Origin of the sequence: Nocardioides aquaticus (assembly GCF_018459925.1) — a bacterium.
In the GTDB taxonomy this organism is placed as follows: Bacteria; Actinomycetota; Actinomycetes; order Propionibacteriales; family Nocardioidaceae; genus Nocardioides; species Nocardioides aquaticus.
The window spans coordinates 1,206,990-1,221,357 of sequence record NZ_CP075371.1 but is presented as its reverse complement, the minus strand read 5'-3'; the positions used below and the strand labels follow the sequence as shown (position 1 = coordinate 1,221,357).

At 71.9% G+C, this 14,368-nt stretch carries 12 protein-coding genes; 4 read left to right on the top strand and 8 right to left on the bottom strand.

Features of this window, described 5'->3' with window-relative positions; genetic code table 11:
- The first annotated feature begins 62 nt into the window (after nucleotides 1–62).
- Together ENKNEFLB_RS05950 and ENKNEFLB_RS05945 are read left to right on the top strand one after the other, a co-directional pair.
- Complete coding sequence (locus ENKNEFLB_RS05950; protein WP_214058354.1) at nucleotides 63–2,078, top strand: fumarate reductase/succinate dehydrogenase flavoprotein subunit; 2,016 nt, start codon at nucleotides 63–65, stop codon at nucleotides 2,076–2,078.
- Nucleotides 2,075–2,818, top strand: coding sequence for a succinate dehydrogenase/fumarate reductase iron-sulfur subunit (locus tag ENKNEFLB_RS05945; protein WP_214058353.1), 744 nt, complete (start codon nucleotides 2,075–2,077; stop codon nucleotides 2,816–2,818). Before ENKNEFLB_RS05950 ends, ENKNEFLB_RS05945 begins: the two co-directional genes overlap by 4 nt.
- 87 nt (nucleotides 2,819–2,905) lie before the next feature.
- On the opposite strand, the gene ENKNEFLB_RS05940 is transcribed toward ENKNEFLB_RS05945, so the two are convergent.
- The 4 genes from ENKNEFLB_RS05940 to trpS are packed head-to-tail and all read right to left on the bottom strand — an operon-like array spanning nucleotide 2,906 to nucleotide 5,812.
- Nucleotides 2,906–3,163 (bottom strand): SCO4848 family membrane protein, encoded by a 258-nt coding sequence (locus ENKNEFLB_RS05940; protein ID WP_246535860.1) that lies wholly within the window; start codon nucleotides 3,161–3,163, stop codon nucleotides 2,906–2,908.
- The gene (locus tag ENKNEFLB_RS05935; RefSeq protein WP_214058352.1) at nucleotides 3,160–4,212 is read right to left on the bottom strand and encodes a YihY/virulence factor BrkB family protein; all 1,053 of its coding nucleotides are present in this window, start codon (nucleotides 4,210–4,212) and stop codon (nucleotides 3,160–3,162) included. Before ENKNEFLB_RS05935 ends, ENKNEFLB_RS05940 begins: the two co-directional genes overlap by 4 nt.
- Entirely contained in the window at nucleotides 4,212–4,727 is a 516-nt protein-coding gene (locus ENKNEFLB_RS05930; protein ID WP_214058351.1) for a 2'-5' RNA ligase family protein, read from the bottom strand. Before ENKNEFLB_RS05930 ends, ENKNEFLB_RS05935 begins: the two co-directional genes overlap by 1 nt.
- Before the next feature lie 29 nt (nucleotides 4,728–4,756).
- Nucleotides 4,757–5,812: a tryptophan--tRNA ligase gene (gene trpS, locus ENKNEFLB_RS05925; protein WP_214058350.1), complete on the bottom strand. Its 1,056-nt coding sequence runs from the start codon at nucleotides 5,810–5,812 to the stop codon at nucleotides 4,757–4,759.
- Between the two features lie 59 nt (nucleotides 5,813–5,871).
- On the opposite strand from trpS, the gene ENKNEFLB_RS05920 reads away from it, so the two are divergent.
- Complete coding sequence (locus ENKNEFLB_RS05920) at nucleotides 5,872–7,032, top strand: GNAT family N-acetyltransferase (protein ID WP_214058349.1); 1,161 nt, start codon at nucleotides 5,872–5,874, stop codon at nucleotides 7,030–7,032.
- Here ENKNEFLB_RS05920 and ENKNEFLB_RS05915 read toward each other — a convergent pair.
- The 4 genes from ENKNEFLB_RS05915 to ENKNEFLB_RS05900 form a co-directional block, all read right to left on the bottom strand.
- On the bottom strand, nucleotides 7,023–7,487 hold the full coding sequence (locus ENKNEFLB_RS05915; RefSeq protein WP_214058348.1) for an SRPBCC family protein: 465 nt from the start codon (nucleotides 7,485–7,487) through the stop codon (nucleotides 7,023–7,025). The genes ENKNEFLB_RS05920 and ENKNEFLB_RS05915 overlap by 10 nt on opposite strands.
- Nucleotides 7,488–7,555: 68 nt before the next feature.
- On the bottom strand, nucleotides 7,556–8,800 hold the full coding sequence (locus tag ENKNEFLB_RS05910; protein WP_246535859.1) for an MFS transporter: 1,245 nt from the start codon (nucleotides 8,798–8,800) through the stop codon (nucleotides 7,556–7,558).
- Nucleotides 8,801–8,906: 106 nt separating this feature from the next.
- Entirely contained in the window at nucleotides 8,907–10,601 is a 1,695-nt protein-coding gene (locus tag ENKNEFLB_RS05905) for an L-lactate permease (RefSeq protein ID WP_214058347.1), read from the bottom strand.
- Nucleotides 10,602–10,789: 188 nt separating this feature from the next.
- A complete protein-coding gene (locus tag ENKNEFLB_RS05900; protein ID WP_214058346.1) occupies nucleotides 10,790–13,012 on the bottom strand; it encodes an NADP-dependent isocitrate dehydrogenase in 2,223 nt (740 codons plus the stop codon).
- A 208-nt stretch (nucleotides 13,013–13,220) separates the two neighbouring features.
- Here ENKNEFLB_RS05900 and ENKNEFLB_RS05895 point away from each other — a divergent pair, with 208 nt between their 5' ends.
- On the top strand, nucleotides 13,221–14,204 hold the full coding sequence (locus ENKNEFLB_RS05895) for a malate dehydrogenase (RefSeq protein ID WP_214058345.1): 984 nt from the start codon (nucleotides 13,221–13,223) through the stop codon (nucleotides 14,202–14,204).
- Nucleotides 14,205–14,368: the final 164 nt, after the last annotated feature.

Here is a 14,368-nt window from a genome sequence, read left to right as displayed (position 1 = left end):
CGCCCCCCACGCCCTGCCAGCCAGTCCGCCGAAGTCCCAGACAGGGAGCACCCGTCATGGCCATGACCGACCAGAGCGGCACCGTCGCGCTCAACAAGCCCGCCGAGCAGCAGTCCGACGACGCGCACGGCTACTACACCCGGGGCGAGAACATCGTCGACGGGGCGGCGCCCACCGGACCGATCAAGGACCGCTGGACCAACCACATCTTCGACACCCGGCTGGTCAACCCGGCCAACCGCCGCAAGCTCGACGTGATCATCGTCGGCACCGGCCTGGCCGGCGGCGCGGCCGCCGCCACGCTCGGCGAGGCCGGCTACAACGTGAAGTCCTTCTGCTACCAGGACTCCCCCCGCCGGGCGCACTCCATCGCGGCCCAGGGCGGGATCAACGGCGCGAAGAACTACAAGGAGGACGGCGACTCCGTCTTCCGGCTCTTCTACGACACCGTCAAGGGCGGCGACTACCGCTCACGCGAGTCGAACGTCTACCGCCTGGCCGAGGTCAGCGCCAGCATCATCGACCAGTGCGTGGCCCAGGGCGTGCCCTTCGCCCGCGAGTACGGCGGCCTGCTCGACAACCGTTCCTTCGGCGGCGTGCAGGTCTCCCGCACCTTCTACGCCCGGGGCCAGACCGGGCAGCAGCTGCTGATCGGCGCCTACCAGGCCCTCGAGCGCCAGGTCGCGGCCGGCACGGTCACCACCTACACCCGCCACGACATGCTCGAGCTGGTCATGGTCGACGGCAAGGCCCGCGGGATCATCGCCCGCGACCTGTCGACCGGGGAGATCGAGACGCACCTCGCCGACGCCGTCGTGCTCGCCTCCGGCGGCTACGGCAACGTCTTCTTCCTGTCCACCAACGCCATGGGCTGCAACGTCACCGCGACGTGGCGCGCGCACCGCAAGGGCGCCTACATGGCCAACCCCTGCTACACGCAGATCCACCCGACCTGCATCCCGGTGGCCGGCGAGCACCAGTCGAAGCTGACCCTGATGTCGGAGTCGCTGCGCAACGACGGCCGGATCTGGGTGCCCAAGAACGCCGACGACTGCACCAAGGACCCCCGCGAGATCCCCGAGGAGGACCGCGACTACTACCTGGAGCGGATCTACCCGGCGTTCGGCAACCTGGTCCCCCGCGACATCGCCTCCCGTCAGGCCAAGAACGTCTGCGACGAGGGTCGTGGCGTCGGCCCGAAGGTCGGGGACTTCCGACGCGGCGTCTACCTCGACTTCAGCGAGGTCATCGAGCGCACCGGCGAGGACAAGGTCCGCGAGAAGTACGACAACCTCTTCGACATGTACGAGCGGATCACCGGGGAGAACCCGTACGAGGTGCCGATGCGCATCTACCCCGCCGTGCACTACGTGATGGGTGGGCTGTGGGTCGACTACGACCTGCAGTCCAACGTCCCCGGCCTGTTCGTGACCGGCGAGGCGAACTTCTCCGACCACGGCGCGAACCGCCTCGGCGCCTCGGCGCTGATGCAGGGCCTCTCGGACGGCTACTTCGTGCTCCCGAACACGATCCGCGGCTACCTCGCCGACGGGCCGTTCGAGACCATCGACGAGAGCCACCCGGCGGTCGTCGAGGCCCGGACCTCGGTGGAGCAGCGGATCGAGACCTTCCTGTCGATCAACGGCACCCGCTCGGTGGACAGCTTCCACCGCGAGCTCGGCCACATCATGTGGGAGTTCTGCGGCATGGAGCGCTCCGAGGAGGGCCTGCGCAAGGCGATCGACATGATCCGCGAGCTCAAGCGCGAGTTCTGGAGCAACCTGCGCGTGCTCGGCTCGGCCGACACCCTCAACCAGGCGCTCGAGAAGGCCGGCCGGGTGGCCGACTTCATCGAGCTCGGCGAGCTGATGTGCATCGACGCGCTGAACCGGCGCGAGTCCTGCGGCGGCCACTTCCGGGCCGAGTCGCAGACCGAGGAGGGCGAGGCGCTGCGTCACGACGACGAGTTCGCCTACGTGGCGGCCTGGGAGTTCGGCGGCGACGAGGGCCAGCCGGTGCTCCACAAGGAAGACCTGATCTACACCGCCATCGAGATGAAGCAGCGGAGCTACAAGTGAACCTCACCCTGAAGATCTGGCGCCAGGCCGGCGCCACCGCCAAGGGCGCCATGCACACCTACGAGGTCGACGAGATCTCCGAGGACATGAGCTTCCTGGAGATGCTCGACGTGCTCAACGAGCAGCTCAACGAGCAGGGCGAGGAGCCCGTCGCCTTCGACCACGACTGCCGTGAGGGCATCTGCGGCTCGTGCGACCTGATGATCAACGGTCGGCCCCACGGGCCGGAGGTCACCACGACCTGCCAGCTGCACATGCGCTCCTTCAAGGACGGCGACACGATCCACGTCGAGCCGTGGCGTGCCGAGGGCTTCCCGGTCGTCAAGGACCTGATCGTCGACCGGTCCGCCTTCGACCGGATCATCCAGGCCGGCGGCTACATCTCGGTCAACACGGGCGCGGCGCCCGACGCGCACGCGACGCCGGTGCCGCGCGAGGACGCCATGAAGGCGTTCAACGTGGCCACCTGCATCGGCTGCGGCGCCTGCGTCGCGGCGTGCCCCAACGGGTCCGCCTCGCTGTTCATGGGCGCCAAGATCACCCACCTCGGCCGGCTCCCCCAGGGTCAGCCGGAGCGCGACTCCCGGGTCGTCTCCATGGTCGCCCAGCACGACGCCGAGGGCTTCGGCGGCTGCACCAACATCGGCGAGTGCACCTCGGCGTGCCCCAAGGAGATCCCGCTCGACGTGATCTCGCAGCTGAACAAGGACCTGCGCACCGCCATCAGGCACGGTCACTGAGCAGGACCCAGCACCCCCCAGCAGCACTGCGTACGGCCCCGGGTCACCGACCCGGGGCCGTCCGTCGTCGTGGGCGGGCCGCGGCCGTCAGGGGCGGGTGGCGCGCCAGGCCCGCAGGCCGAGCCGGGCCAGCACGACCGCGATCGCGACGTTGACCACGATCAGCACCGAGTGCGCGACCCAGTAGCCGGGCGCACGCTCCTCCCCCGCGCTCCAGGCGGCGTAGAGGGTCCGGGCGAACTGGCCGAACGTGACCACGTTCCACGCCGCCACCGCGAGCAGCAGCACGGCGTGCCGGCGCTCGAAGGTCATCGGGGTGCCGGTGGAACGGGTCTGCGTGGTCATCGCACGAACCTCCGCGCCACGGCCACCAGGCCCAGCATCGCGGCGCCGCCGGCCGCGAACGGCCCGGCCGCGCGGCGGACGAGGGTGGGTGCCGCCGCGGGCTCGAGCGCCGCGGACCACTGGGCCAGGCTGGGTGCCTGCGGGCCCTGGACCGGGACGGCGTCGACGGGGCGCACGGCCATCGCGGCGCGGGTGGTGTAGGCCCAGGAGGCGGAGTAGAGCGTGAGCCGGGCGAAGTAGTTGAACACCACGATCAGGGTCAGCGCGATCCCGAAGGCCTGGAAGGCCGGGTTGCCCTTGGTCAGGCTGATCACCTGCGCCGACAGCTGCTTGATCAGCTCGAACCCGACGGCGCCGAGCAGCGCCCCGGACCACAGCGAGCGGGCCGGCACGACGGCGCGCGCGAGCTGCTTGAACATCACGAAGAACAGCACGGTGTTGATCGCCAGGGCGACCAGGACGCCCAGCGCGACCAGCACGACGCGCAGCTCCTCGCCGAGGCCGAGCAGCTCCAGGACGCCGGAGGAGAAGCGGGTGACGCCGCTGCCGACCACGACGGACAGCAGCAGGGTGCCGCCCACGGTGACCAGGCCGAGCAGGTCCATCAGCTTGACCTTCACGAACGACACGGTGGGCAGGGCCTGCCCGAAGGTGGCCGTCAGCGCCTCGCGGAGCACCTGGACGAACCCGAGGCCGGTGTAGAGGACACCGATGAGGCCCAGGGCCCCGACGAGCCCGGAGAAGTCCTGCACCTGGTCCAGCGAGATCTGGCCCTCGCCGCCGCCGACCAGCCCGGGGAACAGCTCCTCGACGCTGCGCCGGACCTGGCCGTCGAGGTCGGGGTAGACCCGCGAGATCACGCCGACCGCGAAGAAGGTCAGGGCCAGGAGGGGGAAGAACGACAGGAAGGCGAAGTAGCTCACGGCCCCCGCGTGCAGGTTGCCCTGGGAGGAGCCGTAGCGCTGCACCATCCGGAGCACGTGGGCCACGACGGGACGGCGCTGCGCCCCCGTGGCGACGTCCTTGGCCTTGTCGACCGCTGCCACCATCAGCCCTCCCCCAGCCGGAACTCGTGCGTGGGCCGCCAGCCGGCGGACTCGTCGTGCTCGTACAGGTGGAACGCCGTGACGTCGAAGCGGCACTCGAAGGACGCCAGCTCGGCGAACGCCCGGTCCAGGGCGGCCTCGTCGAGGTGGTGGGCGATCGTGACGTGCGGGTGGTAGGGGAAGTCGAGGTCGCAGGCCAGCGGCCCGCGGCGGACGGCTGCTGCCAGCAGCTCGCACTGCGAGATGCCCTTGGCCAGCGAGACGAACACGACCGGGGACACCGGACGGAAGGTGCCGGTGCCGCGCAGGTGGACCTCGAACGGCGCGACCGACGACGCTGCCTCCGCGAGGTGCGCCTCCACCTTCTCCAGGTCGCCCGGGTCGACCACGGCCGGCGGCAGCAGCGTCACGTGGGTCGGGATCATCGTGGCCGTGCGGTCGCCGAGTCCGAGCCGGTACTCCTGGAGCTCACGGGCCCACGGCTCGGGGATCGCCACGGCCACGCCGATCGTCTGCATCGTCTCGACCCTAGCGGCCACCGGCGGCGTCAGGGGTGGGCCGGACGGGTGAACCCGACCCGGTCGTAGACGTCGCCCAGGGTGCGGGAGGCGACCTCGCGGGCGCGGACCGCCCCGGCGGCCAGCACCGCGTCGAGGTGGGACCGGTCCTCCATCAGCGCCAGGGTCCGGTCCCGGAACGGGGTCACGAACTCGACGACCACCTCGGCGAGGTCCCTCTTCAGGTCGCCGTAGCCGTGCCCGGCGTACTGCTCCTCCAGGTCGGCCACCGGCGCGCCGGTGAGCGCGGCGTAGATCGTCAGCAGGTTCGAGACACCCGGCTTCTCCGCGGCGTCGAAGCGGACCTCGCTCCCGGAGTCGGTGACGGCCGATCGGATCTTCTTGGCGCTCACGCGCGGCTCGTCGAGCATCTCCACGATCCCGGCCGGCGACGAGGCCGACTTCGACATCTTCGAGGTGGGGTCCTGGAGGTCGCCGATCTTGGCGGTCGCCTCCAGGATGTAGGGCTCCGGGAGCCGGAAGGTCTTCTTGTAGCGGTGGTTGAACCGCCCGGCGAGGTCGCGGGTCAGCTCGAGGTGCTGGCGCTGGTCCTCGCCGACCGGCACGAAGTGCGGCCGGTAGAGCAGGATGTCGGCGGCCTGGAGCACCGGGTAGGTGAACAGCCCGACCGACGCCGCACCCTCGCCGCCCTTGGCGGACTTGTCCTTGAACTGGGTCATCCGGCGGGCCTCGCCGAACCCGGTGAGGCACTGCAGCACCCAGGACAGCTGGGCGTGCTCGGGCACGTGGCTCTGCACGAAGACCGCGGCCCGGTCGGGGTCCACGCCCATCGCCAGCAGCTGCGCGGCGGCCCGCAGGGTGCGCTCGCGCAGCACCTTGGGGTCCTGCTCGACGGTGATCGCGTGCAGGTCGGCGACGAAGAAGAACGGCTCGTGCTCCTCCTGCAGCGCCACCCACTGCCGCAGCGCGCCGAGGTAGTTGCCGAAGTGGAACGAGTCGGCCGTCGGCTGGATGCCCGAGAGCACCCGGGGGCGGGCGGGCGCGGGCGACCCGGTCGGGCTGGGCTGGCTGGTCGGGCTGGGCATGGGGCCATTGTCGCCAAACCCGTTCGCCGCCGCGTCGGCGCCCCTGAGAGGGTCCTGCCATGGACCTCCCACCGACCCCGCCGACGCTGACCGACGGCCACGTCACCCTGCGGGCGCACTCCCCCGACGACGCCCAGGGCTCCTACGAGGCCACCCTGGACCCGGACTACCAGCGGTGGACCTCGGTGCCGCTCCCGGTCAGCCTGGAGGGGGCCCGGCACTTCGTCGGGACGCTGATGCCCGGGGCCTGGGCCGACGGCAGCTCGTGGGGCTTCGCCGTCGAGCACGACGGGTCGTACGTCGGCAGCGTCGAGCTGCGGCCCGACGACCGTGAGGCCGGCGTCGCCGAGGTCGCCTTCGGCTCGCACCCCCGGGTGCGCGGCCTGCGGATCGAGGGCCGCAGCGTCATGGAGCGCGCCCTGCGGCTGCTGCTGACCTGGGGCTTCGACGAGGCCGGGGTGCGTACGGTGATGTGGCGGGCCCACCGCGGCAACTGGGCCTCGCGGCGCCTGGCCTGGAAGGTCGGGTTCCGGGTGGAGGGGACGGTGCGCCGCTGGACCACGCAGCGCGGCGAGCGGCACGACGCCTGGATCGGCACGCTGCTGCACGACGACTCACGGCAGCCCCCGACGACCTGGCTGACGGCGCCGCCGCTGCAGGGGGAGCAGGTCGTGCTGCGCCCGTTCACCGACGCCGACGTGCCCCGCATCGTCGAGGCCTGCGACGACGAGCGGACCCGGCACTGGCTGGGGCGGTTGCCGGAGCCGTACGACGAGGACGCCGCCCGCGACTACCTGCTGCACGTCGGGGAGCAGCAGGCCGACGGGCGCGGCGTGTGGTGGGCGGTGACGGACCCGGCCACCGACGAGCTGCTGGGCTCGATGGCGCTCTTCGGCGTCGACCCCGGGCGCGAGGCCGAGGTGGGCTACTGGGCGCACCCCGCGGCCCGGGGCCGGGGCGTGACCACGGAGGCCACCGGGCTGGCGCTGCGCTTCGCCTTCGGGATGCTGGGGGTGCAGCGCGTGGTGGCGTTCGCCGCGGTCGACAACGCCGCGTCCCGGCGGGTGCTGGAGGCCAACGGCCTCACGCAGTACGCCACCGAGCGGCTGGGGGCACGGATCCGGACCGGCCCGGCCGACCAGGCCTGCCTCGACGTGCTCGCCGAGGAGTGGCTGGCCGGCCAGGTGGCCCGGATGCGGGCCGGGGGCCCTCAGGCCTGACGGACCGCGGCGGCGAGGTTGCCCAGGGAGGTCTCGAGCGCCTCCTGGGGCACCAGCGGGAAGGAGAGCTTCTTGAGCAGCTCCTTGTCGGTCACCGCCGACCAGTCGTAGGTCACGGTGGCCTCGACGCTGTCGGAGCCGGTGGACTTCAGCTCCCACACCCACTCCCAGCCCGGGGGCTCCTGGCCGGCGGGGGCGGTGCGCCAGGCGAGCAGGTGGTTCTCGTCGTAGCCGGTGACGTGGTTGTCGACCTGGTAGTCGCCACCCATGTGGTCCCCGGACATGTTCATCCGGAACTGCTGGCCGCTCTTCTCGATCCGGTCGCCCCGGTCGAGGCCCTGGACGAAGCCGGAGCCGTCGAGCTCGGTGTGACGGTGGGGGTTGGTGAGCACGGCGAACACGTCCTTGGCGGAGGCGTCGATCGTGCGGGTCGCGGAGATGCTGGTGTCGCTCATGCCCCCACCAGACCAGCCGGGGGCGGCGCACTCAAGGGCCCTTCGGGGGGAGCGGCCCCGCCGGCGGGTCAGGCCGTCCGCGCGCCCCGGTCGGTGCGCAGCGCCACCACGAGGACCACCAGGCCGACGACCGAGAGGCCGACCCCGGCCAGGGCGGGGGCCCGGTAGCCCAGGCCCGCGCTGATCACGGCACCGCCGATCCAGGCACCGAGCGCGTTGGCGACGTTGAGCGAGGCGTGGTTCATCGCGGCGCCGAGGGTCTCGGCCTCGCCGGCGACCCGCATCAGGCGCAGCTGGAGGTTGACCACCAGCACCGATCCGAGGGTGGTGACCAGGAAGGCCGCCGGCGCGAGCCACCAGCCGTACGGCGAGACGACGAAGAACAGCAGCAGCGCCGCGGCCATGCCGATGCTGCCGACGACCAGGGACCCGGGCACCGACCAGTCGGCCATCCGGCCGGCCAGGATCGTGCCGGCGACCATGCCGAGGCCGAGCATCAGGATCACCAGCGGGACGCTGCCGCTGCCGAGCCCGGCGACGTCGGTGGCGATCGGGGAGATGTAGGTGTAGACCGCGAACATCCCGCCGAAGCCGGCCGCGCCGATCAGCAGCGCGAGCAGCACCTGCGGCTCCCGCAGCGCGGTCAGCTCGGTGCGCCAGCGCGCGTCGGGGTTGCCGGCCCGGACCGGGACGACCGCGGCGACGGCGAGCACGGTGAGCACGGCCAGCACCGAGGCGGCCACGAAACCGGCCCGCCAGCCGAGGTTCTGCCCCAACCAGGTCGCGGCCGGGACGCCGAGGACGTTGGCCACCGACAGGCCCAGCATCACCTGGGCGACCGCGCGCCCGGCCTTCCCGGGCTGGGCGAGGTCGGCGGCGACCAGGCTGGCGACCCCGAAGTACGCCCCGTGCGGCAGCCCGTCGAGGAACCGCGCGACGGTCAGCATCTCCATCGACACCGAGGCCGCCGACAGCACGTTGCCCGCGGCGTAGGCGCCCATCAGCCACAGCAGCAGCCGCCGGCGCGGCGCCCGGGCCCCGAGGACGGCCAGCAGGGGTGCGCCGACCACGACGCCGAGGGCGTAGGCCGAGATCAGGTGGCCGGCGGTCGGGATGGAGACCCCGACGCCCGCGGCCACCTCGGGCAGCAGGCCCATCGTCATGAACTCGGTCGTGCCGATGGTGAAGCCGCCCAGGGCGAGCGCGAGCAGGGCCAGGCGCGGGGCCCGCGCCGCCATCACGGGGGCGTCGGGGCCACCCGGGACGGCGTGCTGTGCCGCGGCCGGGCGGTCGGCGGCAGTGGAGGAGGACACGATGGACGCTAACCCGCCCGCGGCACCGTCGTGTTCCCGACGCGGGTGTGACGTTGGCACACCCGCCCCGGCAGGTGCTCCGACAGGTGCCCCGGCGCGTGCCCGGTCAGGGCACCATCCAGCCGAGCACGGACGTGGACTGCAGGTAGACCAGCACGCACATGACCAGCAGGAACCCCAGGCTCCAGCCGAGCACCTTGCGGAACAGGTCGCCCTCCTTGCCGGCCAGGCCGGTCGCGGCCGCGGCGATGGCCAGGTTCTGGGGGGAGATCATCTTGCCGAGCACGCCGCCGGAGGTGTTCGCCGAGGCCAGCAGGGTCGGGTCGAGCCCCGCCGACTGGGCGGCGGTGACCTGCAGCGTCCCGAACAGCGCGTTGGCGGAGGTGTCCGACCCGGTCACCGCGACGCCGAGCCAGCCCAGGACCGGTGAGAGGAAGGCGAAGAACGTCCCGGTGCCGGCGATCCACATGCCGATCGTGATCGTCTGGCCGGAGAAGTTCATGACGTAGGCCAGCGCGAGCACCGACGCCACGGTCAGGATCGCCCACTTCAGCTGGTCCAGGGTGCCCGCGTACGCCTTGACCGCGGCGGACGGCGCCACCTTGAGCACCAGCATCGTGACCAGCCCGGCGAACAGCAGCAGCGTGCCCGCCGAGGGCAGCCACGCGAAGGCGAAGGTCGTCGCCGACGGGGCCTCGCCGGTGTCCGGGTTGACGATGTCCAGACCGGGCCACGGGAAGGTGACGGTGCCGGCGGCCAGGGCGTCCTTGAGGAACGGGACCTGGGCCAGGGTGAAGATGACGATGATCGCGAGGTACGGCGCGTACGCCTTGAGCACCTCGACGCCGCTGTCGGCGACCGGAGCCCTGGTGGTGGTGGTGCCCGTGCCACCCCCGCCGGCCGTGCCGCCCGAGGGGGCGTTGCCGCTGGCCTCGGCCACCCGGTGCTGCGCCTCCTCCTCGTCCATCCGCTCGGCGGTCAGCTCGAAGGACGGGGTCCACACCCGCAGCAGCAGGACGACGGCGCCGGCGGCGACCAGGGCGGCCACGATGTCGGTCAGCTCGACCGAGAAGTAGTTGGAGGCCAGGAACTGGCCCACGGCGAAGGCGGAGCCGCAGACCAGGGCCGGGAGCCACATCTGCCGGACCCCCCGGCGACCGTCGACGAGGAAGACCAGCACCAGCGGGACGAACAGGGCCAGGACCGGCGTCTGGCGACCCACCATGGCGCCGAGCTCGTCGGCCGGGATGCCGGTGATCGCGGCCAGGGTGGTGATCGGGACCGCGATCGCGCCGAAGGCGACGGGCGCGGTGTTGGCGACCAGGGAGACGACCGCGGCCTTGACCGGGTGGAAGCCGAGCGCCATCAGCATCACCGAGCTGATCGCCACCGGGGTCCCGAAGCCGGCCAGCGCCTCGAGCAGCGCACCGAAGCAGAACGCGATGATGATCGCCTGGATCCGCTGGTCGTCGGAGACCGTGCCGAAGGAGCGGCGCAGCACGTCGAAGTGCCCGGTGGTGACGGTCATGTTGTAGACCCAGATGGCGTTCACCACGATCCACATGATCGGGAAGAGCCCGAACACCGCGCCCTCCGCGGCCGCGGACAGGGCCATCCCGACGGGCATCGAGTAGACCAGGACCGCGACCCCGATCGAGACCGCCAGCGCGATCAGGGAGGCCCACTGCGCCTTCATCCGCAGCACGCCCAGGAGGACGAAGACGGTCAGCAGCGGCAGGGCCGCGAAGATCGACGACAACGCCAGGGACCCGCTGACGGGGTCGAAGTCCTGCTCGAACACGGGGGCTCCTCGAGTGCTCCGGTGGACGTGTCGCCCGGGCCACCCACGGTGTGGTCGCGGTCACGTCGTCGAGTACTCGACCACATCCGCCCCGGCTCGTCCATCCCCCCGGGGTCGCAGGACGGCCCGGGACGACCGCAGGGCCGCCACCGGTCACGGTGACGGCCCTGCGGGAGGGTGCTGCCGGCTCAGAGGGAGGCGAGGTCCTCGTTCAGCGTCGCCGACGGGCGCATGACCGCGTCCGCCTTCGCGTCGTCGGGGCGGAAGTAGCCGCCGACGTCGGCCGGGCTGCCCTGCACCGCGGCGAGCTCGTCGACGATCGTCTGCTCGTGCGCGCCCAGGCGCTCGGCCAGGGCGGCGAAGTCGGCGGCCAGCTCGGCGTCGTCGTCCTGCGCCGCCAGCTCGCGGGCCCAGTAGAGCGCGAGGTAGAAGTGCGAGCCGCGGTTGTCGAGGCCGCCGACCTTGCGGCTCGGGGACCGGTCCTCCTCGAGGAAGGTCGCCGTCGCCCGGTCCAGGGTGTCGGCGAGCACCTGCGCGCGCGGGTTGTCGGCGTAGCCGGCGAGGTGCTCGAAGGAGGCGGCGAGGGCGAAGAACTCGCCCAGGCTGTCCCAGCGCAGGTAGTTCTCCTGGATCAGCTGCTGCACGTGCTTGGGCGCCGACCCGCCGGCACCGGTCTCGAAGAGGCCGCCGCCGTTCATCAGCGGCACGATCGAGAGCATCTTGGCCGAGGTGCCGACCTCGAGGATGGGGAACAGGTCGGTGTTGTAGTCGCGCAGCACGTTGCCGGTCACCGAGATGGTGTCCTCGCCGCGGCGGATCCGCTCGAGCGAGTACGCCGTCGCGTCGGCCGGCGTCATGATCTCGATCGTGAGCCCGTCGGTGTCGTGCTCGGGCAGGTACTGCTTCACCTTCGCGATCAGGTTGGCGTCGTGCGCGCGGGCCTCGTCGAGCCAGAAGATCGCCGGGGACCCGCTGGCGCGGGCGCGGGTGACGGCCAGCTTGACCCAGTCGCGGATCGGCTCGTCCTTGGTCTGGCACGCGCGCCAGACGTCACCGGGCTCGACGTCGTGCTCGAGCAGCACGGTGCCGTCGGAGGAGACGACGCGGACCTGGCCGGCCGCGGGGACCTCGAAGGTCTTGTCGTGGGAGCCGTACTCCTCGGCCGCCTTCGCCATCAGCCCGACGTTGGGCACCGAGCCCATGGTCGAGGGGTCGAAGGCGCCGTGGGCGCGGCAGTCGTCGATCACGGTCTGGTAGACGCTGGCGTAGGAGGAGTCCGGGATGACCGCGAGGCAGTCCTGCTCCTCCCCGGCCGGGTTCCACATGTGGCCCGAGGTGCGGATCATCGCCGGCATCGAGGCGTCGATGATGACGTCCGAGGGCACGTGCAGGTTGGTGATGCCCTTGCGGTCGTCCACCATCGCCATCGCCGGGCCGTCGGCCAGGCCCTGCTCGACCGAGGCCTTGATCGCCTCGCCGTCGGGGAGGTCGCCGACCGCGGACAGCAGCGCACCGAGCCCGTCGTTGGGCGAGATGCCGGCCTCGCGCAGCTGCGGGCCGTACTGCTCGAAGAGCGTCGGGAAGAACGCCTGCACGGCGTGGCCGAAGATGATCGGGTCGGAGACCTTCATCATCGTGGCCTTGAGGTGCACCGAGAACAGCACGTCCTCGGCCTTGGCGCGGGCGATCTGCTCGGTCAGGAAGCGGCGCAGGGCCGCGACGTTCATGAAGGTGGCGTCCACGACCTCGCCGGGCAGCACCGGCACGGACTCCCGGAGCACGGTCTCGGTGCCGTCGGTCGCGACGTGCACGATCGAGAGCGTGTCCTCGCCCTCGATCACGACCGACTTCTCGTTGTCGAAGAAGTCGTCCTTGCCCATCGTGGCGACGTTGGTGCGGGAGTCGGCGGACCAGGCGCCCATCGAGTGGGGGTACTTCTTGGCGTAGCCCTTCACCGAGGCCGGCGCGCGCCGGTCGGAGTTGCCCTCACGCAGGACCGGGTTGACCGCGGAGCCCTTGACCTTGTCGTAGCGGGCACGGACCTCCTTGTCCTCCTCCGACTGCGGGTTCTCGGGGTAGGCCGGGAGGTCGAAGCCCTGCCCCTGCAGCTCCTTGATCGCGGCCTTGAGCTGCGGGACGGAGGCGGAGATGTTGGGCAGCTTGATGATGTTGGCCTCGGGCTGTGTGGCCAGCGCGCCCAGCTCGGCCAGCGCGTCCTCGACGCGCTGCTCCTCGGTGAGGCGGTCGGGGAACTGCGCGAGGATCCGCCCGGCCAGGGAGATGTCGCGGGTCTCGACCTCCACGCCGGCCTTGGCGGCGTACGCCTCGACGATCGGCAGGAGCGAGTACGTCGCCAGCAGCGGCGCCTCGTCGGTGTGGGTGTAGACGATCGTGGCGGGCTTCTCGGCCATGGGGCAACGACTCCTGCTCGGCTGCGGGGCGGACGTGCGGAAAGTAACTTGACGTCAAGATACCTGACGGGACTGCCCGGCCAGCGTGTCACCCGCGCGGCGGGCCCGGCAACGACGCTCGCGGGTGGGAGCCGCGCGCGGGCGCGGCGCTGCTAGCGTCGCGACGTCCCGTCCGCACGAGTCCAGAACCCGTCTCGAAGGAGTCCCCGTGAGCTCTACCCCGTTGAAGGTCGCCGTCACCGGTGCCGCCGGTCAGATCGGCTACAGCCTGCTCTTCCGCCTCGCCAGCGGAGCGCTGGGCGACCGGCCCGTGGAGCTGCGCCTGCTCGAGATCACGCCCGCGCTGAAGGCGCTCGAGGGCGTCGTCATGGAGCTCGACGACTGCGCCTTCCCGACCCTGGCCGGCGTCGAGATCGGCGACGACGCCGAGAAGGTCTTCGACGGCGTCAACCTCGCCCTGCTCGTCGGCGCCCGCCCCCGCGGACCCGGCATGGAGCGCGGCGACCTGCTCGAGGCCAACGGCGCGATCTTCACCGCGCAGGGCAAGGCCCTGAACAAGGTCGCGGCCGACGACGTCCGCATCGGCGTGACCGGCAACCCCGCCAACACCAACGCGCTGATCGCGCTCAGCAACGCCCCCGACATCCCGACCGACCGCTTCTCGGCGCTGACCCGGCTCGACCACAACCGGGCCATCTCGCAGCTCGCCGCGAAGACCGGCGCCCCGGTCACCGACATCACCAGGATGACGATCTGGGGCAACCACTCCGCCACCCAGTACCCCGACCTCTTCCACGCCGAGGTCGGCGGCCGGAACGCCGCCGAGGTCGTCGGCGACCAGCGCTGGCTCGAGGACGACTTCATCCCCACCGTCGCCAAGCGCGGCGCCGCGATCATCGAGGCCCGCGGCTCGTCCTCGGCCGCCTCGGCAGCGTCGGCGACCATCGACGCCGCCCGCGACTGGCTGTTCGGCTCCGCGAAGGACGACTGGGTCTCGATGGCCGTGCTCTCCGACGGCTCCTACGGGGTCCCCGAGGGCATCGTGTCGTCGTTCCCGGTCACCACGAAGGACGGCGACTGGGAGATCGTCCAGGGCCTGGAGATCGACGACTTCTCCCGCGGCCGGATCGACGCCTCGACCGCCGAGCTGTCCGAGGAGCGCGCCACGGTCACCGAGCTCGGCCTCATCTGAGCGCGAGCACGTCCGTACGACGGGCCCCGGGCGCACCTGCACCCGGGGCCCGTCCGCGTCCCGGGCGCGGCTCCGCGGCCGAGTCCGCCAGCCCAGGTCGGGCTGTAACGCTGTGTTACTTCGTCTGGGTCGGCGCCACGACGCTGCACCAGGTGGAGTAACAG

Bases quoted from the DNA above. Each gene is read 5' to 3' on its own strand.
- ENKNEFLB_RS05940 (WP_246535860.1), bottom strand. From the start codon at position 3,163: ATGACCACGCAGACCCGTTCCACCGGCACCCCGATGACCTTCGAGCGC.
- ENKNEFLB_RS05900 (WP_214058346.1), bottom strand. From the start codon at position 13,012: ATGGCCGAGAAGCCCGCCACGATCGTCTACACCCACACCGACGAGGCG.
- ENKNEFLB_RS05935 (WP_214058352.1), bottom strand. From the start codon at position 4,212: ATGGTGGCAGCGGTCGACAAGGCCAAGGACGTCGCCACGGGGGCGCAG.
- ENKNEFLB_RS05920 (WP_214058349.1), top strand. From the start codon at position 5,872: ATGGACCTCCCACCGACCCCGCCGACGCTGACCGACGGCCACGTCACC.
- ENKNEFLB_RS05950 (WP_214058354.1), top strand. From the start codon at position 63: ATGACCGACCAGAGCGGCACCGTCGCGCTCAACAAGCCCGCCGAGCAG.
- ENKNEFLB_RS05915 (WP_214058348.1), bottom strand. From the start codon at position 7,487: ATGAGCGACACCAGCATCTCCGCGACCCGCACGATCGACGCCTCCGCC.
- ENKNEFLB_RS05930 (WP_214058351.1), bottom strand. From the start codon at position 4,727: ATGCAGACGATCGGCGTGGCCGTGGCGATCCCCGAGCCGTGGGCCCGT.
- trpS (WP_214058350.1), bottom strand. From the start codon at position 5,812: ATGCCCAGCCCGACCAGCCAGCCCAGCCCGACCGGGTCGCCCGCGCCC.